This is a genomic window from Bifidobacterium sp. UTCIF-1 (assembly GCF_006408915.1).
Classification (GTDB): Bacteria; Actinomycetota; Actinomycetes; order Actinomycetales; family Bifidobacteriaceae; genus Bifidobacterium; species Bifidobacterium reuteri.
In genome coordinates this window covers 101,219-121,547 of record NZ_JFAG01000005.1, presented here as the reverse complement: position 1 = coordinate 121,547, position 20,329 = coordinate 101,219, and the positions used below count along the sequence as shown (strand labels likewise).

The following is a 20,329-nucleotide window of genomic DNA, read 5'->3' as shown; positions in this document are numbered from 1 at the left end:
CACTTCACACATCACACTTCACACATCACACATCGGGAGAACGTATGAGCGAGCATAGCGAACAGATCACCGACGAGACACGGCTTTCAGATGCCACTCGGATATCGGACAGCACGAGGATCAGCCGACTGCCGCATAACCCTTCCGACGCGGCACCGCATAACCCTTCCGGCACAGCACCGCGCACCCCTTCCGGCACGCCGGAAACCATCTCAGGCAAGACGGAAGACACCATGGCCCAGACCTCGGTCGTCGAAGAGGCAACGACCAGCATGCTGGAACAATCGACACCGCAGATAGCCGCGTTCCAGAACTCCTACGACAGGCTGGTACACAGCATCGGCACCGTGGTCGTAGGCAAGACCATGCCGATCAGACTATGCGTCACCGCCCTTCTGGCCGGCGGACATGTCCTGCTTGAAGACAATCCCGGTACCGGTAAAACACAACTGGCTCGCGGACTGGCCAATTCCATATCCGCGAGTTTCAAACGCATCCAATTCACCCCCGATCTTCTGCCATCCGACGTGGTAGGAATCACCTATTACGACCAGAAGCATGGCGAATTCGAATTCCGCAACGGGCCGGTGTTCGCATCCATAGTGCTGGCGGATGAGATCAACCGCGCTTCCCCGAAAACCCAATCGGCGTTGCTGGAGGTCATGGAGGAGCAGAACGTCACTGTGGATGGGGTCTCGCATCAGGTGCCGCAACCGTTCATGGTGATTGCCACACAGAACCCGATAGAGCAGCTTGGCACATACGCCCTGCCTGAAGCGCAAATGGATCGCTTCCTTATCAAGACATCGATCGGCTACCCCGGCCATGACGTATCGGTGGACCTGCTCAGGCAGATCGACGTGGTCGACCGCGCACGGACCGTCTCCCCGGTGCTCACCGGCGATGACGTGCTGCGTATGCGGGAAACCGCCACCAGCGTCTATATCGATGACTCCATCCGCGAATACATCGTCCGCCTGGTCGAGGCGACGCGCCATAACGAGCGCATCGCTGTGGGATCGTCGATGCGCGGCGCCCTGGCGCTCGCGCGATGCGCCCGAATCTGGGCCGCAGCCGATGGCAGGGCCTATGTGATACCCGATGACATCACCGAACTTGCCATACCCGTTCTGGCCCATCGCATCGTGCTTGCCCCCGAAGCCTCGTTCGACGGCACCTCCGCAGAGCGTCTGATCACGCAGATTCTCAATGATGTGCCGACGCCCACGTTGAGCACCTGAAGGACACGGCCATGAGTATTCGATCCAGCACCATGCCGCATTCATCGTCACGCATACATCCCAGGCGCATGTTCGTCAATGCGGTCAGACATATCGCCCATGCTGTCAATGCCTGCATCTCCCCGCTCGGATGGGCGGTAGGGCTGAGCGCCGCAGCCTGCCTCGGATCGTTCGCATGGCTCGGATGGCATGAGCTGCTCGCTTTCGGCATCACGGCCGCAGTGATGCTCATCGTCGCGGTCGTACTGTCCCTGGGCAACACCAGTTTCACCGCACATATCAGCGCGTCAAATCAACGCGTGACCGTGGGTGACGACATACGCATCACCATTGATATCGACAACACCAGTGCCGCAGCCACGGCCAGCGCGCAAGGCAGCCTGCCCATCGGAGACGAACATGAATGGTTCAGCATCCCCATGCTGGCGCCACGGCAAGCCAAACGCACCGAGCTGGCATTCCGCGCCCTGCAACGCGCCGCCCTGCCCATCGGACCGTTGCACATCCGCAAAGGGGACCCCTTCGGACTGATTCGCCATGACAAACGATTGGCCGAGCGCATCATCGTCTACATCCATCCGAAAACAATTCCGCTGCGTTCAGTGAATGCGGGCATTCCCCGCGACCTGGAAGGGCGTCCTTCCGGACAGATCGTCGATGACGACCTCGACTTCCACGGGTTGCGTGAGTATACGCCCGGAGATGATGTGCGCAACGTGCATTGGCTGAGCTCGGCAAAAACCGGCTCCCTGATGATCCGTCAGTATGAGGCCACGAAACGCACAGACACCTCGCTGACCATCAGCGTCAATCCTGATGGATACGCCACAGCACAGGAATTCGAACTGGGGGTCTCCATCCATGCGTCCATCGGCGTCGCATGTCTTGCACAGCATAGACCCGTCTCCACGCATGCCGGAACCAGACACGTCCGCCCGCGCAATGCGATGCTGCTGCTTGACGAAGCCAGCGGCATCGCACCGAGCCGGCAGAGTCAAGACCATCTCAATCCCGTACAGAGCACTCTGGAGCACTCGCCCGACGCCTCATGCTACATGTTCGTCGTGGGTTCTCTCATCACCGTCGATCAGCTCAAGCAAGCCACTCAGGCATTACCCCCATCAGCCAAGTGCGTGGTGCTGCAAGCCAGCGTAGGCGCATATCGCTCCATGGAACGGTTCGCCCGCTTCACTCTGGCGACGGTGGGCGAACTGGATGACCTTCCCCTCATCATGAAGGCCCTCACATGACAGCCGACATACTCTCCCGCCTATCCACCCGTCTTTTGCCCCGCCTGTCCGCCAACACCTCAGACACCGGTTCATGGGCGGACTCTCCCCAATCGGCGATCTGGACAATCGGCAACGGCACACGCCATGCGGCGAGCGCCACACGGCAGTCGCGAACCGCCAGCATCGGCAGTCTCGCAGTCATCGTCATCCTGATGTTGCTGTCACTGTCAAATCTCATCGACGTATACGGCGACCCTGCGGCATGGGCCATCACCGCAATCACCGCCACCCTGCTTGGCGCCGTGATCACATTCGCCGGACTGGTGCCGTCATTGCGATTATGGTGGCAACTGGTGTTCCTCGCCGGCTCCCAGTTCCTTCTCGGGCCGATCATCACACTTCCTCACACCACCATCGCCCACGTAATCCCCAGTCTTGATACGATAAGCCAAGGCTGGTATGCCATGCTTGGCTCCTTTACATACCTGATTTCCATCGATCCTCCCGTCGGCACCGCAGATGGCTCCTTGATGGCTGTATGGAGCATGGGCCTTCTGCTGACTTTTCTGGCGGGATCATTCGCCGTGTCGTCCAACGCCTGGCTCTCGCTGGTCAGTGCCCTGCCATTGGCTGCGGCCATGGCATCATGCGCGCTGTTGGGGACCAGTACCGGCTGGCATCGTGCAACCAGCGGCATCATAACCGCCATACTGCTCATTGTCTGGCTGTCGTGGCGCGTGGGATTCCTGGAATGGAAGCGATGGGTTCCCTCACTAATCATTCCGGCCCTCGCCGCCACCCTGGCGATCGCAGGAACGATAGCCATTCCGCAGCATCGCTTGATACTGCGGGATCATTATGAGCCGCCGATCAACCCGTATGACTACACCAGCCCGTTAAGCGGGATGCGTTCATACTTCAAGAACCACAAGGATGACGTGCTCCTAAGCGTCACCGGCCTGCCCGCCGGGACACCGGTGCGCCTGGCCGTGATGGACCGCTTCGATGGTTCGGTGTGGAATCTGTCCGATTCCGCCCAGGCATCGGATTCCTCCGATTATCGCCGGGTGGGCTCATCCATCGCCACAGATGAACGGGGCAAGCCATTCACCGCCACCTTCCATGTACATCAAGGGCTCGGCGACACGTGGCTACCCTTGGCCGGTGCCGCCACCCGTGTTCGATTTACCACAAGCGACGATGCCGATTCGTTCTATTACAATTCCGGCACCGATTCCGCTATTTTCGCCGCCGGCCTGCGTGCAGACATGACCTATAGCGAATCCGGCGTCCTCCCCACTGTTCCCAGCGCATCGCAAATCAGCAATGCACCAGCCGCACACATCGATCAGCCGCCGGCCGACGATGTACCGGATGCCGTCGGCAAGTTCGCCACCGCTGTGGCCGGCGGACAGGCCACCGGTGGCGCCGCCGCCGAGACCATCACCAAGGCACTGAAAGACTCCGGCTGGTTCTCGCACGGGCTGCAAGGCGACTACCCGTCCGCAGCAGGACATGGCAGCTATCGCATCAACGCGCTGCTCACGGGCACGGCAATGGTGGGCGACTCCGAACAATATGCATCGGCAATGGCTTTGATGGCACGCGAATTGGGCATACCCTCCCGAGTGGTCATGGGATTCCTGCCCAAAGACAGCGACGGCAGCATTTCCAAGTCCCGTACCACCACATCGGATCATACGACCACCATTGCGTTCACCGGCAATGACGTCGCCGCATGGGTGGAGATCAAACTGAACGACTTCGGCTGGGTGGCGTTCTATCCCACCCCCAAAGAGACCAAGGTCCCCGACGACACTCAGAATCTGGTTCCCCCAAAGCCGCAGACACTGGTGCGGCAGCCACCCGTGCCACTGACCAATCCGCTGCGCGATCAGACGCAGGCCAAAGGGCTGAGCTCACTGTCGGGCGTGGACGCCGATCCGCCGGCCAGCTCGGTTTGGGACCGCGTATGGCACATCGCCCGTCCAATACTCGTGTATGGCAGTCCACTATGGGCACTCATCCTCGTCTGCACGATGATTCTCGCCTATAAGGCTTTGCTACTGGCCCGCGCAAGACGTCGAGGCTCTCCGAAAACGCGTGTGGCCGCGGGATGGGAGGCCGTCCGTACACTGGCCTTGCAAAGCGGCGTTTCCGTACGCGGCACCAGACGCGAACAGGCGAACGGCATAGCCCACGAACTGCATACATCGCCGAAATTGTTGCAGCAACTGAGCCGGGACGCAGATTATGTCACCTTCTCCGGCCAAGACATACCACCGGCACAAGCCGATAGGTATTGGAACCAGGTTGATGCGGCGCGTGCAGCACTGTTGCATTCGTTGCCTCGGCTGAGGCGACTCGTCACGATGCTTTCCCTACAAGGGATTGCGCGCAACGCAGTCCGGCGTGACAGTACCACGCGCGTACGCACTGCCCATCCTGCTGAGTCCCATCATGAAACGACACGGCAGGATAGGCAACAGTCGCGATTATCGTAGAGAGCAAGGAGGCAATCTTCCAAGGAGGCAGTCCCATGGTCGACTATGACACCGCAGTCGCTGCAGTTCAAGATCCCGATGCCGATCCGATACTATTGGCGAAAATCGCCTATGAGAACCCGGAGTTCGGTGCCAATGTGGCGGTGAATCCCCGTTGCTACCCCGGACTGAAACGTTGGCTCGCCGAGTTCGGCGATGCCCGAGCCCGTGAAACGCTGTCGCAACTGGGCATTACCGCCGATTCCATCGGTGGGCCGGTGCAGAACCGACCTGACATCGAGCGAGAAGAGGCGGAGCGTTCTGCTGTGAATTCCGCTGCAGCTGCCGCGAATGCCGCTGCGGGTGCTGCAAGTTCCGTTGCAGATGCCGCTGCAAAATCCTCCGTGAGTTCCGCCGCAAATGCCGCAAATTCCGCCACTCACGAATTCCAGTCCCAGCGTGAAGCTCAATCGCCAGCAGCCAAAGAGCCGGTGCCCACCAACCCATATGGATTCACGGTGCAGCAGGCACTGACCACCACCGACCAGATGACCATCGCACAGATCGCACAATATGCGCCTGAACTGCGCGCCTGCATAGCCCGCAATCCCAACACGTATCCGGCACTGCTGGATTGGCTCCGACAACTGGGCGATCCCGACATCGATGCGGCGCTGGCCTCCAGGAGGTAGCGTTCATCGCCGGCGCACTACACCGACGACATGCCGCAAAGCAGTCACAGGCTAACAACAAAGGACAGTAATCATGGCCATACTTCCCTATCCACCGGCACCTGAACCCGGATGGTATGCCGACGATGTGAAGACCAGCGATGTCAGCCATCCACTACCCCAGCCAATACGCAAGCAACAGCCGAACAAAACCCCGCTGGCAGACGGGGTGCAGCCGAACGGCATCATGCGGCCGAACACCGCGAAGCAGCCAGCCGGCACCGCACAACCAGCCGGCACCGCACAACCAGCCGGCACCGCGCAACCAGCCAGCATCGCACAACCAGCCAGCTCTGCGCGGCCAATCATCACGGCACAGCCCAACCATACTTCACCACCGAGCAGTGCCGCACAACCATCAGAAGCACCCCACCGATTCGTGCTGCATAACGACACGACGGGTCAAAACATCACAGTGAGCCGTAATACCCTTCTCGGACGCAAACCGGCGCTGAACTCGTTGCAGGGCTTCACCATCGCACGAATCGACGATCCGACGCGCACGACCTCCCGCACCCATGCGACGCTCAGCATCGACGACCAAGGGCGGCTTTGGATTGAGGATTGTGACTCTTTGAACGGCACCTACATCATCCGGGGCAACCATGAAACCCAAGTGCCAGCGGGCACACCGATGCGTCTCGATATTCCGGCAACGGTCCGTCTGGGCGACCTCTTCTTCAAGCTGACCCAAATGTGACAGACCTGTGACAGACCTGTGACAAACCCTAGTGGTCTGTCTCGCTAACAAATGACGGGTGCCAGGCAAACGCCCGACACCCGTCATCGACCTGTCATCGGTCAATCAGCGCTCACTGCTGCGCATCATCACCGTCAGTCAAATCGCCCTGATCGGAGTAGAAATCGTCAGGGTTGAAGTCGTCACCGAGCTTCAGATCACCGAACTCCAAGTTGGAGAAGTTCAGATCGGACAGATCGGAGTCGGAGAAGCTCGCATCGCCGAGATCGTTGTCACCACCCAGACCGAAGTTCGGGTAGATGGTGTCGCGGATGGCCTTGTCAGGCTCCACCACAGCGTTGCGGTAACGGGCAAGACCCGTACCGGCCGGGATGAGCTTACCGATGATGACGTTCTCCTTGAGGCCCTTGAGGTCATCGACCTTCTCGGAGAGCGCGGCTTCGGTAAGCACGCGGGTGGTCTCCTGGAAGGAGGCGGCGGACAGCCAGGAATCGGTGGCCAAGGATGCCTTGGTGATACCCATCAGGGCAGGACGGCCGACCGCAGGCTTGCCACCGTTCTTGACCACGTTGCGGTTGATCTCGCGGAAGCGAGCGTTGTCCACCAGCTCGCCCGGCAGCAGGTCGGTGTCGCCGGAGTCGATGATGGTCACGCGACGGGTCATCTGGTGCACGATGACCTCGATGTGCTTGTCGTGGATGTCCACACCCTGGGAGCGGTACACGGTGTGCACTTCCTCCACGATGTTGACCTGAGCGGCGCGCTTGCCGAGGATGGTGAGGATCTTCTTCGGATCCACGGAACCTTCGACCAGCTGGGTGCCGACCTTGATGTGATCGCCATCGGCCACCTTGAGCGGAACGCGCTTGGAGACCTGGTAGGTGATCGGCTTGATCACGCCGTCTTCCTTCGGTGCGCCAGAATCGGCGTCCGGGGTCAGGATGATCTGGCGACCGCGATCGTTCTCCATGATCTTGATGGTGCCGGCGAACTCGGTGATCGGAGCCTCACCCTTCGGGGTACGGGCTTCGAAAAGCTCGGTGACACGAGGAAGACCCTGCGTGATATCGGATGCTGCGGCGACGCCACCGGAGTGGAAGGAACGCAGCGTCAGCTGGGTACCAGGCTCGCCGATGGACTGGGCGGCGACGATACCGACGGTTTCGCCGACATCGACCAGAGTGTTGGTGGCCAGGGACCAGCCATAGCACTTGGAGCACACACCACGCTTGGATTCGCAGGTCAGCACGGAACGGCACTTGACCTCTTCCACACCGTGGGCCACGAGGTCGTTGAGCACGTCCATGGACAGGGCGTCGTCACGCTTGTACAGCACGGTCTTGCCGTCGGCCGGGTCGATGACATCGGCGGCGAGCAGACGGGAGTACGGGCCACCGTCGGCGGCCTTGACGAGGTTCAAGTTGCCGTCGGCGTCGCGGTCGGCCACGCGGATCATGAGGCCGGCCTTGGTGCCGCAGTCCTCTTCGCGGACGATGACGTCCTGGGAGACATCCACCAGACGACGGGTCAGGTAACCGGATTCTGCGGTACGCAGTGCGGTATCGGCCAGACCCTTACGCGCGCCGTGCTGGGAGATGAAGTACTCCAGCACGGACAGGCCGTCACGGTAGTTGGACTTCACAGGACGAGGAATGATCTCGCCCTTCGGGTTGGCCACGAGGCCACGCATGCCTGCGATCTGGTTGATCTGCATCATGTTGCCTCGTGCACCGGACTGCACGATGATGGCCAGGTTGGAGGTCGGGTCGAACTTGTCTTCGACTTCCTTGGACACCTCGGCGGTGCATTCGGTCCACAGGTCGATGAGCTCCTGACGGCGGGCCTCCTCGGTCAGCAGACCCATCTCGTAGTTGGCATTGACCTTGTCGGCCTTGGCTTCGAACTCGGCGATCTTCTGGTCGCGCTCAGGCGGCTCGTTCACGTCGGAGAAGGCGAAGGACACGCCGGACCACGGGGCGCGGGTGAAGCCGAGGTCCTTCAGGGCGTCCAGCGTCGCAGCCACCTGCTGGGTGGAGTAACGCATGGCGATGTCATCGACGATCTTGGACAGGCGACCCTTGGCCACCTGCTCGTTGACGAACGGATAGTCGGTCGGCAGCGTCTCGTTGAACAGGATGCGGCCATATGAGGTCGCGAACAGGACGGTGCCGTCGTGCAGACGCTCTTCCTTGGCCACGCCGGTCTCGCCGTCGCGCGGGTCGACCACCTTGACTTCGCCGGGCTCCCAGTTCTTCGGGAGGGTGAAGGTCTTGGGCAGGCGGATAAGCACCTTGGCCTGCATGTCGATCTCGTGACGGTCGAGAGCCATCTCGGCCTCCTCGAGGGAGGAGAACACGCGGCCCTGGCCCTTGGCACCGTCGATGACGGTGGACAGGTAGTACAGACCGAGGATCATATCCTGGGACGGCATGGTCACGGTGTGGCCGTCGGCCGGCTTCAGGATGTTGTCGGAGGCCATCATCAGGGAGCGTGCCTCAGCCTGGGCTTCGGCGGACAGTGGCAGGTGGACTGCCATCTGGTCGCCATCGAAGTCGGCGTTGAAGGCGGCGCAGGCCAGAGGCGGCAGGTGGATGGCCTTGCCTTCCACCAGGATCGGTTCGAAGGCCTGAATGCCCAGACGGTGCAGCGTAGGTGCACGGTTGAGGAGCACCGGATGCTCGGAGATGACCTCTTCGAGCACGCCCCACACCTCGGAGTCGCCGCGGTCGACCAGACGCTTGGCGGACTTCATGTTCTGTGCATAGTTCAGGTCGACGAGGCGCTTGATGACGAACGGCTTGAACAGCTCGAGGGCCATCGGCTTCGGCAGACCGCACTGGTGCATACGCAGGGACGGGCCGACCACGATCACGGAACGGCCGGAGTAGTCGACTCGCTTACCGAGCAGGTTCTGGCGGAAACGACCCTGCTTACCCTTGAGCATGTCGGACAGGGACTTGAGCGGGCGGTTGGACGCACCGGTGACAGGGCGGCCACGACGACCGTTGTCGAACAGCGAGTCGACGGCCTCCTGAAGCATGCGCTTCTCGTTGTTGAGCATGATCTCGGGGGCGCCGAGCTCGATCAGTCGCTTCAGACGGTTGTTGCGGTTGATCACACGACGGTACAGGTCGTTCAGATCGGAGGTGGCGAAACGGCCACCGTCGAGCTGGACCATCGGCCGCAGATCCGGCGGGATGACCGGGATCACGTCGAGCACCATGGCCTCCGGCTTGTTGCCGGTGGTCAGGAAGGCGTTGACGACCTTCAGGCGCTTCAGCGCCTTGGTCTTACGCTGTTCGGAAGCGTCCTTGATCTCCTCGCGCAGCTCCTTGGAGATGGCTTCGAGGTCGAGGGACTGCAGGCGCTTCTTGATGGCCTCGGCGCCCATGCAGCCGTCGAAGTAGTCGCCGTAGCGATCCTGCATCTCACGCCACAGATCGACGTCATCGACCATGTCGCCGGGCTTGAGCTTCTTGAACTTGTCGAAGACGGCGTCCACGCGGGCGATCTGGTCGTTGTAACGGGTGCGAATGGCTGCCATGTCGCGCTCGGCTCCGTTGCGCAGCTTGGCGCGGGCCGGGCCCTTGGCCTCGCCAGCCTCCTCGAGAGCGGCGAGATCCTCCTCCACCTTCTTGGCGCGGGCTTCGATATCGGCGTCACGACGCTGCTCGAGACGGGAGATCTCGGAGTCGAACTCGTCCTGCAGGCCGGGCAGGTCGTTGTGGCGTTCCTCATCGTTCACTTCGGTGACCATGTAGGAGGCGAAGTAGATGACGCGCTCCAGATCCTTCGGGGTGACGTTCAGCAGGTAGCCGAGACGGGAAGGCACACCCTTGAAGAACCAGATGTGAGTCACGGGTGCGGCCAGCTCGATGTGGCCCATGCGTTCACGGCGCACGCGGCTGCGGGTCACTTCGACGCCGCAACGCTCGCAGACGATGCCCTTGAAGCGCACACGCTTGTACTTGCCGCAGGCGCACTCCCAGTCGCGGGTCGGACCGAAGATCTGCTCACCGAACAGACCGTCCTTCTCGGGCTTCAGAGTACGGTAATTGATGGTTTCAGGCTTCTTGACCTCGCCGTGGCTCCAGCCGCGGATATCGTCTGCAGTGGCCAGGCCGATGCGAAGCTTGTCAAATGCGTTGACGTCCAGCACTTATAAATCCGTTCCTTGTTGAAAATGTTTCGTTCACGCTGTGTGGAGCCGCATATCGATCGGGCTGCCCCGGGGCCGGTCTCATACCGTTGAGACCGGCCGATGCCGGGGGCATCGTAATCGGGCATGCGGCCCGTGGGATCACTGGTATTCGGGCTCGTCGACCTTCTGGTCTTCCTTGGCGGCCGCGTCCGGGCGGGCGCCGATGTTGAAGCCCAGGTCGTCGGTGGAGCTCACCGGATCGTCTTCCTCGTCCTTCATGTCGATGGCCACGCCTTCGGCGTTGAGCACTTCGACGTTGAGGGACAGGGACTGCATTTCCTTCAGGAGCACCTTGAAGGACTCAGGGATGCCTGCCGGCGGCAGGTTATCACCCTTGACGATGGCGCCATAGACACGCACACGGCCGTCGACGTCATCGGACTTGGTGGTCATCATCTCGTGCAGCGTGTAGGCGGCACCGTAGGCCTCAAGGGCCCACACCTCCATCTCGCCGAAGCGCTGGCCACCGAACTGGGCCTTGCCACCAAGCGGCTGCTGGGTGATCATGGAGTACGGACCGGTGGAGCGTGCGTGGATCTTGTCGTCGACCAGGTGGTGCAGCTTCAGCATGTACATGTAGCCGACGGAGATCTGCTTGGTGTACGGTTCGCCGGTACGGCCGTCGAACAGGGTCGCCTTGCCGTCGGGGCCCACGAGGCGGTCGCCGTCGCGGTTCGGCAGCGTGGTGGACAGCAGGCCCTTGAGCACTTCCGGCTTGACGCCGTCGAACACCGGGGTGGCCACCGGGGTGCCCGGTTCGGCCTTCTCGGCGCCTGCCGGCACCAGCTTCTTCCATTCGGCTTCCAGGTTCGGGTCGAGGGAGATGTCCCAGCCGGCGTGGGCGATCCAGCCGAGGTGCAGTTCGAGCACCTGGCCCAGATTCATTCGAGAAGGCACGCCCAGCGGGTTCAGCATGATGTCCACCGGGGTACCGTCGGCGAGGAATGGCATGTCCTCTTCGGGCAGGATGCGGGAGATGCAGCCCTTGTTGCCGTGGCGGCCGGAGAGCTTGTCGCCCACCGTGATCTTACGGTGCTGGGCGATGTAGACGCGGATCATCTGGTTCACGCCGTTGGGCAGCTCGTCGCCGTCCTCCTCGGCATCCTCGCGGGTGATCTCCTTGACGCCGATGACGGTACCGGTCTCGCCGTGGGGCACGCGCAGGGAGGTGTCGCGCACCTCGCGGGACTTCTCGCCGAAGATGGCGCGCAGCAGTCGCTCCTCCGGGGTCAGCTCGGTCTCGCCCTTCGGGGTCACCTTGCCGACCAGGATGTCGCCGGCCTCGACTTCGGCGCCGATGCGGATGATGCCGCGCTCGTCGAGGTTGGCCACGGCGTCCTCGCCGACGTTCGGCAGGTCGCGGGTGATCTCTTCGGCACCGAGCTTGGTCTCACGTGCGTCGATCTCGTACTCCTCGATGTGGATGGAGGAGAGCGTGTCGTCCTGCACGAGGCGCTGGGAGATGATCACGGCGTCCTCGTAGTTGTAGCCGTTCCAAGGCATGAAGGCGATGAGCAGGTTCTTGCCCAGAGCCAGGTCGCCGTTCTGGATCGCGGGGCCATCGGCCATGACCGAGCCGGCCTCCACTCGCTCGCCATCATGCACAATCGGGCGCTGGTTGTAGCAGGTGGTCTGGTTGGAGCGCTGGAACTTGGCCAGCTTGTAGGAGCTGGTGGTGCCATCGTCGTTCATCACGCGGATCAGATCAGCGGAGACGTAGGTCACCACGCCGTCCTTGTCGGACTTGATCACATCGCCGGAATCGTTGGCGGCGCGCCATTCGGAACCGGTGCCCACCAGCGGGCGCTCGGATTCGATCAGCGGCACGGCCTGACGCTGCATGTTGGTACCCATCAGTGCACGGTGGCCCTCATCGTGCTCCAAGAACGGGATCAGGGAGGCACCGAGGGAGACCATCTGGCGCGGTGAGACGTCCATGTAATCGACGGAGCTCACCGGCACATCGACTGCCTCTTCCTCGCCGACTCGGGCAAGAGCGGACTTCTGCACGAAGTTGCCGTTCTCGTCGAGCTCCTGGTTGGCCTGGGCGATGACATGATCCAGATCGCGGTCTGCGGTCATGTACTCGACCTCGTCGGTCACGTGGCCGTCGACGACCTTACGGTACGGGGTCTCGATGAAGCCGAACGGGTTCACACGGCCGAAGGTAGCCAGAGAACCGATCAGACCGATGTTCGGGCCTTCAGGGGATTCAATCGGGCACATACGGCCGAAGTGGGAGGGGTGCACGTCTCGCACTTCCATGGAGGCGCGGTCACGGGACAGACCACCGGGGCCCAGGGCGGAGAGACGACGCTTGTTCGTCACACCGGAGAGCGGGTTGTTCTGATCCATGAACTGGGAGAGCTGGGAGGTGCCGAAGAACTCCTTGATGGTGGCGTTCACCGGGCGGATGTTGATCAGGGACTGCGGGGTGATGGCCTCGGCGTCCTGAGTGGTCATGCGCTCGCGCACCACGCGCTCCATACGGCTCAGGCCGGTGCGCAGCTGGTTCTGAATCAGCTCGCCGACCTGACGGATACGACGGTTGCCGAAATGATCGATATCATCCACGTCCACGCGCAGGTCGATGTCCTCGCCATTGCGCTTGCCGGCGAAGGTCTTGGCGCCGTCGTGCAGGGCCACCAGGTACTTGATGGTGGCGATGATGTCCTCCCGGTGCAGGGAGCGGTCATTGAAATCGGCCTCAAGACCAAGCTTGCGGTTGATCTTGTAGCGGCCCACGCGGGCCAGGTCGTAGCGCTTGGTGTTGAAGTAGAAGGAATCCAGCAGGTTCTTGCCGGCTTCCGGAGTCGGGGTGTCGGCCGGACGGATCTTGCGGTACAGGTCCACCAGAGCCTCGTCCTGGGTTTCCAGGGTCTCTCGCTGGAGAGCATCCAGCACCAGCGGATAATCCTTGAAGGCTTCGGCGATCTCGGGCTTGGTCATGCCGATGGCCATGAGGAATACGATGGCGGACTGCTTGCGCTTACGGTCCACGCGAACCTGCGGCTGATCCCTCTTGTCGACCTCGAACTCGAGCCATGCGCCACGGGACGGGATGATCTTGGCGCCGAAGACTTCCTTATCGGAAGTACGGTCCTGCTGACGGTCGAAGTACACGCCGGGAGAACGCACCAGCTGGGAGACGATGACTCGCTCTGTGCCGCCGATGATGAACGTGCCGTGCGGGGTCTGCAGCGGGAAATCACCCATGAACACGGTCTGCGACTTGATCTCGCCGGTGTCGCCGTTCTCGAACTCGGCGTTCACGTACAGCGGCGCGGAATAGGTGTAGTCCTTCTCCTTGCACTCCTGAACCGTGTGGCGCGGCTCCTCGAAGTACGGGTCGGAGAAGGTCAGGGACATGGTCTGCGCGAAGTTCTCGATCGGGGAGATTTCGTTGAAGACCTCATCGAGCCCGGAAGTATGGGCGACGGTGTTGGTGCCGTTCGCCTCATCCTCTTCGACGCGCTTCTTCCAGCGCTCATTGCCGATCAGCCAGTCGAAGCTGTCGGTCTGCACGCCCAGCAGATAGGGTACATCAATAGGCTCTTTGATGGAGCCGAAATTCACGCGATCCGACGCCTTGTGCAGATCAATGTCATGCTGGTCGGCGCGTGCGATGATGGTAGTGGTGTTCGTCGTAGCTGTGTTAGCCAATGGACGTTCCTTATCGCTCGCTAAAAAAGTGGTAATTCCCCTGGGAGCGCGCGCATGGCCACCATATGCCTCTGCGGGCGCTTCATTGTCGTCGGCATGCCCGCAATATGACACACCTTATGCAAATTCCAAAGAATAGCAGTAAGCGCTGACAAAACCACTATCTTTGTGCCTGTCTTGCGCGGACAAGCTTTCGCCTTCTGTTCGCCACATTTTTTCGGCTCACTGATCATTCCATAGAATGTTCATCCTCGGGTTCATCCCCGGAGTTTCGATATACGCTTTTTCGCCCAAATGGACAGCGCTCAAGCGGCTCGAGCGGTCATTTCAGAAAGCCCAATCGGAAAATGCGCATCAGCACCCACTGCTATCGCCTCCTCAGCTGGGCGGCATACTCGTCCAAGACTTGCAGGACGCCACGGTGAATCCACACCTTGTTGCGTCGTCCTCCCGTAATCCGGTCAAGAACTCCCCGTTCTTCCAATGTGTCGACAGCCCGGTGAGCCGTCATCATTCCCAAGCCGAGATGCGACGTCAAATACTCCTGATTGATAATCGGCTGTTCGATAAGAATCGGCAGCACTTTCCATGCCGCTGCATCTCTTCGCACCCCCGACAGTTTTTCTCGCGCTTGTTCCAGCTGCTCATCCAATGCTTCAATCAATTGGATACCGGTAGCTGACGCATAACGGCAGGCGTATGCAAGGCATTCGACAATAGGTCTGGCATCACCTCTGCGATATGCCATCAAAGCATCGAAATATCCTCTCGTGTCCGTTAACAGACCCGCCGACACTGGCGGCGTCACGTTTCGAATCAATCCTTTGTTCCGCAATACCGCATGCACCAATGCGCGACCGACTCTGCCATTGCCGTCCACGAACGGATGAATGGTCTCGAATTGGGCGTGCGCGATTGCGCATTGCAGAATCACCGGAAGGTCGTCACGTTGCAAATACGCCAGCATATCGTCAATCAACGGTTCAACAAGATTGGGCTGAGGACCGACATGCCGTGCATGCACCGGGCCGGACGAACTTCCCCCGACCCACACAAGTTGATCACGGAAACGCCCCGCATAAGCCTGTAATTCAGGCTGTGCAGACAGTAGCGCCTTATGCATACTGAGCAGATGCTGCTTGTCAAATGTCTCCGACAACGCCAGCGCGGACTCCATGGCATGCACATTGCCCACCACAACCGCAGCATTGCCGCCCTTACCCTCCCCCAACTCCTGCAACGCAAGGTTTTTAGCCCCAACTGTAAGATTCTCAATCTGAGAGGATGATGTGGATTCAGTCCGAAGCAGAATCGACGACATCGGGCCAAGAACGCGGCTTTTCATGCCGAATTTGGCACCAGCGTAAGCATCAAGCTCACCCAACGCACGGGCGGATTCTTCCAATGTCGCACTGACGTCTGCCGGCACGGCGATGGATAGATCGGCGATCTTCGGAGGAACAGCTGACCAATACTCCCCGGTTTCCCTCATTCGCTCAGACCGGGAAAGATATGAATCGCTGTCCGGATGCCAGAGATGCGATTCTTTACCCATAGGAGGAACGGGGATAGGCGCTAATGGCTGATGTGTCATGCTCACTCCTATGTAATAACAGATATCACGATATGTGTTAGATATAAAACTATATATACATCACATCTTCTTTACACTGTCTTGATTATTAAAGCCAACCCCGCAACTGCAGGGAATTCGACAATCAGATTCATCACATCGAATCACTCCCGCAGTCCGCGGGGCAGGAGAACGCAGAATACCATTCTGGGAAGCATCTTGCCCGAATTGCACATGCCGATAACAATCCCGGCTTCTCCGCACTTGCCTATTCCACTGTAAACGTCACCGGATCGCTTTTCGCCTTCGGGGCGTCCTTCAACGCGATCTGCGCGATGTACGTGCCGGCATTCACTTTGGGCCAGCTCGCCTCGTCCGTGCATTCCGTCAGCGTGGCGTTGAAATCCGTATTCCATGTGAGCGTCTGCTCGTCCTTGTCGCCCTTGGCCATCAGCAACCATCGGGAGCCGGACGAGCACAGATCGGACTTGTATATGGTCTCCGTGCCGGACGTAATCGTCAGCACCCGTCCGCCATCCGATCCATCCACCAAGCAGCTGCCGGAGCCCTCGTGCACGATCGTCGCGGTGAATTCCAACGAACCGCCCACGCCCACGGACTGCGACTTCGAACTCAGCTGCAATGTCAGATCATTGGCGGAGCATTTCTTCACCTTTGACGTGCTCTTCGGAATCGGCGTGGCGTCGCGGGAGATCGCGTACACCTCGTCATGGTGAATCAGCGTGTTCACCGCACCGACGCCACGGCCGATGCTGTAGACGCAGAATACGATCAGCGCCAGCAGCAACACCAGAATGACGGCGACCATGATCCGCCTGCGCCGATAAATCGCCTGCTGCTTCTTGCTGATCTTGCGCTTGCGTTTGCGCTTCTTCACCTGCTGAACCATAACAACATCCAGTGTAATCAGCGAGGAAGGCGCAACGAGCCGTCAGGCAGCATCTCGACAAGACCATCATCGTCAAGGCTGGCGATGCAGGCATCGAGTTGCACGTGATCCTTCCACAGGCCGGCCACCTCGTTCCGCGCCAGCACGGCATTCGCCGGCAGCGCACGCAATGCCTCCAACACCATCCCCCGAACCTGCCGATCGGTGCCCTGGAACCGTTGACGCGGACGGGTGCGCCGCTCCCCCAACCCGGGTCTCCCGGCTTTCAGGAATGCGCAGTCATCGGCAATAGGACATGCCTCGCATAGCGGTGATTTCGCCGTGCAGACCACCGCGCCCAATTCCATCACCGACTGGTTCCACACGACCGACGGGCGCTCGCGTCTGCGCGCACGTGGGCGCCTGCCGGACCGGGCCTTGTTGTTCATGCCCTTCGCATCTCCCGCATCTCCAGCATCTTCTACGGCACCTGAGCCACGGACCACCATATCGGCCATATCAGTGAACCCATCGTCGGGCAAGAGCCGATTGGCCAGCGCACGTTCGACCGGGCTTGCCGCTCCCCCACGCGACTCCACACCAAGGAACACCCGGCTTAGCACACGGCGAATATTGGTGTCAATGACCGCGATCCGCTCACCGAACGCGAAACTCATCACCGCAGAGGCCGTATAGTCTCCGATGCCCGGCAGAGCGACCAACGCATCATAGTCATGCGGCAATTCGTCGGCATAATCGTCCGCCACCACACGCGCGCATTCCTGCAATCGCAACGCGCGGCGGGGGTAGCCCAGACGCCCCCATGCGGTGATCACGTCCGCCTTGGGTGCAGAGGCCAGCGAGCGCGCATCCGGCCAACGCCCCATCCACGTCGTCCAATATGGCACCACGCGGCTCATCTGTGTCTGCTGGCTCATGACCTCGCTCACCAGCACGCCCCACGGTGTGGCCCGTCCGAATCGCCACGGCAGATCTCGGGCATTGGCCTCCCACCATGCGGCGAGACGCAGGGCAATATCACCGCTTTCAGTCAAGGAGTCACCTTCCTGTGTTGATCAGAGCCACATCAATTCAACAGTCGCCGGAACAATGATACGTGGTCGCGCGCGATGGCACGTTGCACCGGTTTTCCACGCCAAAACGGCATGTCACATTCCCCACCGGCGTCACGCACCGACACGGCATATCAGCACTGCACACCAACATGGCGCACCAGCGCGGCACGACAACATGACACGACGACACGTGTACACCGGCGCCGCGCATCAAACGGCACGACAGCGTCGAATCTCGGCATATCCTTGTCGGCTCCCGGCTCCTCATCTCGCATGCAATCGGATGCATCGCGGTTCAACCGGGCACAACTCGCGTTCAACCGGATGCATCTTGCAGTTGTGTGTAGGCAACCTGACGAAGTCCCGTTCCGGCAGCAACCAGATCCTTGGAAAACAGCGATTTCCGTATCTCTTCAAACGCCACATCGCGTCCGCCACGCGGCATCGATACACACAACTGCAAGATATGGCCTAAAATTGCATTCATTGTAAGACTCGGTTAAGCCAGAATTGACATTGCCTCCTCCTAGCTTCCCCTGTAGGGGACAGCCGTCGGGAAGCCACCGACGAGGCCGACTGGAAGCAGTCCGCAAGCATATGCCAAAGTGGGTGGAACGGAGCCGATCTGCAATCCGTCAGAAAGGACTGCCGGACATGTACGACGATGGAACACCATATACGGGCGGGCCCAGACGCCCTTTCATCGTGGAGCAACGGCTTTCCGAGCAGTATGCCGCCGAGCACACGCGCCTCTTCCAACTCGCCAGGCGTGTAGGAACGCCACCGACAGCCAGTCATACCTCAGCGCTGAAAATCCTTGGCATCGAGCTCCCCGAGCGCTATGTACAACGATTCGACCCGCATGCCGTCCATATTGCCGTCGGGACACCCCAGCAGCGCCATGTCCTTTCCGGTGCAGTAGTGCATCTCGCAGACGAAACCATGCTCGCAGAGCACTCCCAATCCGCAACCGCCTATTTCAATGTGGTCAGCCCGGAGCTGGCGCTCGCGCAGATGGCGGCGGCGCTTCCCATGCTCGAACTGGTGGTGTTGGGCGACTGCATGATGAGAAGAGGCGCCCAACAACACACCACCAAAGCGCGCTTGGCGGAGTTCCTCACGCATAGTTCGGCTTTCACAGGCAAGAGGAAACTCATCAGGGCTGTGCCATTAATGCGCGAGAACACCGATTCCTCCTACGAGACACGGACACGGATCGCGCTCGCCTGCCGCGGCCTGGGCTCAGCCGAAGTCAATGTCGGCATTGCGTCGGACCGCACGACCCCATGGTCCGTGGACATGGCATATACCGAACTGATGACCGTCCTCGAATACGATGGCTCATTCCACATGACCGACGTCCGCCAGGCCGAGCAGGACAAGGAGAAACGCAATTGGCTGCGCGCGCACCATTGGGAGGTGATGGAAATCACCAAGGCGCGATTGGTGGATGCCGAGGCCCGGGATCTCCTCGCGAAGGATGCGGCTGCATTCTTCGCCAAAGCCCTTGACCACCCCGTGATCGCGTTGCCGTGCATCCCCATCGAGCAGCTGGCGGATACGCGACGCATATACCGCGCCCCCGGGCTCGAACATCCGCAACTCGACCGTTATTTTCGCAACACGAGTCTGTACTCGCTGTTGCATGCATCACAATGAAACATGCCAGAAGCCGATGCGCGCGATCATGGCACGATCAGGAACACGGCGGCGAGATGTCGTGGATGTCGCAAAGTGTCGTTCATCGTTCTTACTCTTGGCATTTATGACGAATGAAGCAGCAACAGACATGCAAACACCCGGCCCGGCGGCGTCCGGCGCCTCCGCAGCCCCCAGCAGCCAAGCAAATCCGGAGGCGAAGGTCGAGAAGATGTTCGAATACGGCTACCGCAAGTCGAACTACGGTCCGGACGAACTGGTGACCGACGCTCACGGCAATCCGATCTCCGTGGTGGATGCGATGCTTTCGGCCGAGAAGGCCGCCGAGGCGGAAACCGTGACGCCGCATCTGTGCTACTACTCCCCGCGTATTCCGGGCAACACCGGTTCGGCGATCCGCCTGTGCGCGGTGACCGGCACGATCCTGCATCTGGTGGAACCGCTCGGCTTCAATCTGCGCGACACCAAGCTGCGCCGCGCAGGGCTTGATTATCATGACATGGCACATGTGGTGCTGCACCCGAACTTCGAGAACCTGGTGGAGTCGATGCCGAACTCGCGCATCATCGCGTTCACCGCCCACGCGACCAAACTGTACACCGAAGTGGAATACAGGCCGACCGACATCCTGCTGTTCGGCCCGGAACCGGGCGATATCCCCGACCCGATGGACATCATGGCCGGTCCACATGTGGCCGAGCAGGTTCGGCTGCCGATGCGTCCGAGCCTGCGCTCGCTGAACCTCACCAACTGCGCATCCATCGCCATCTACGAGGCATGGCGTCAGCTCGGGTTCAAAGGCGGCAGGTGACCATCTGGCGGCTCGTACCGATCCGAGCCGCTCAACCCCCCACCTCACGTACGATAGGCAGATTCCGACT

13 protein-coding genes are annotated in these 20,329 nt (G+C 60.6%); 7 read left to right on the top strand and 6 right to left on the bottom strand.

The genetic code is table 11. The features are described 5' to 3' along the window. Positions 1–44: 44 nt before the first annotated feature. The 5 genes from BW09_RS03745 to BW09_RS03725 all read left to right on the top strand — a co-directional run bounded on the left by BW09_RS03745 (position 45) and on the right by BW09_RS03725 (position 6,387). Complete coding sequence (locus BW09_RS03745; RefSeq protein ID WP_044090107.1) at positions 45–1,241, top strand: MoxR family ATPase; 1,197 nt, start codon at positions 45–47, stop codon at positions 1,239–1,241. Positions 1,242–1,252: 11 nt separating this feature from the next. Beyond that, a complete protein-coding gene (locus BW09_RS03740; RefSeq protein ID WP_375137548.1) occupies positions 1,253–2,491 on the top strand; it encodes a DUF58 domain-containing protein in 1,239 nt (412 codons plus the stop codon). Then, the gene (locus tag BW09_RS03735; protein ID WP_044090106.1) at positions 2,488–4,977 is read left to right on the top strand and encodes a transglutaminase domain-containing protein; all 2,490 of its coding nucleotides are present in this window, start codon (positions 2,488–2,490) and stop codon (positions 4,975–4,977) included. Before BW09_RS03740 ends, BW09_RS03735 begins: the two co-directional genes overlap by 4 nt. Before the next feature lie 35 nt (positions 4,978–5,012). Then, complete coding sequence (locus tag BW09_RS03730; RefSeq protein ID WP_044090105.1) at positions 5,013–5,648, top strand: hypothetical protein; 636 nt, start codon at positions 5,013–5,015, stop codon at positions 5,646–5,648. A 73-nt stretch (positions 5,649–5,721) separates the two neighbouring features. After that, entirely contained in the window at positions 5,722–6,387 is a 666-nt protein-coding gene (locus BW09_RS03725; RefSeq protein WP_044090104.1) for an FHA domain-containing protein, read from the top strand. A gap of 112 nt (positions 6,388–6,499) precedes the next feature. On the opposite strand, the gene BW09_RS03720 is transcribed toward BW09_RS03725, so the two are convergent. From BW09_RS03720 to BW09_RS10845, 6 genes are all read right to left on the bottom strand, one after another. Then, on the bottom strand, positions 6,500–10,546 hold the full coding sequence (locus BW09_RS03720) for a DNA-directed RNA polymerase subunit beta' (protein WP_044090103.1): 4,047 nt from the start codon (positions 10,544–10,546) through the stop codon (positions 6,500–6,502). Positions 10,547–10,687: 141 nt separating this feature from the next. After that, positions 10,688–14,251: a DNA-directed RNA polymerase subunit beta gene (locus BW09_RS03715; protein ID WP_044090102.1), complete on the bottom strand. Its 3,564-nt coding sequence runs from the start codon at positions 14,249–14,251 to the stop codon at positions 10,688–10,690. Positions 14,252–14,618: 367 nt separating this feature from the next. Continuing rightward, on the bottom strand, positions 14,619–15,845 hold the full coding sequence (locus BW09_RS03710) for a Fic family protein (protein WP_044090101.1): 1,227 nt from the start codon (positions 15,843–15,845) through the stop codon (positions 14,619–14,621). Between the two features lie 247 nt (positions 15,846–16,092). Continuing rightward, complete coding sequence (locus BW09_RS03705; protein WP_044090100.1) at positions 16,093–16,734, bottom strand: hypothetical protein; 642 nt, start codon at positions 16,732–16,734, stop codon at positions 16,093–16,095. Positions 16,735–16,751: 17 nt separating this feature from the next. Continuing rightward, a complete protein-coding gene (locus BW09_RS03700; RefSeq protein WP_044090098.1) occupies positions 16,752–17,768 on the bottom strand; it encodes an A/G-specific adenine glycosylase in 1,017 nt (338 codons plus the stop codon). A 337-nt stretch (positions 17,769–18,105) separates the two neighbouring features. Next, entirely contained in the window at positions 18,106–18,276 is a 171-nt protein-coding gene (locus tag BW09_RS10845) for a hypothetical protein (protein WP_181161731.1), read from the bottom strand. A 167-nt stretch (positions 18,277–18,443) separates the two neighbouring features. On the opposite strand from BW09_RS10845, the gene BW09_RS03695 reads away from it, so the two are divergent. Beyond that, positions 18,444–19,448 (top strand): hypothetical protein, encoded by a 1,005-nt coding sequence (locus BW09_RS03695; RefSeq protein WP_140462636.1) that lies wholly within the window; start codon positions 18,444–18,446, stop codon positions 19,446–19,448. Between the two features lie 106 nt (positions 19,449–19,554). Beyond that, positions 19,555–20,259 (top strand): tRNA (cytidine(34)-2'-O)-methyltransferase, encoded by a 705-nt coding sequence (locus BW09_RS03690; RefSeq protein ID WP_375137547.1) that lies wholly within the window; start codon positions 19,555–19,557, stop codon positions 20,257–20,259. Positions 20,260–20,329: the final 70 nt, after the last annotated feature.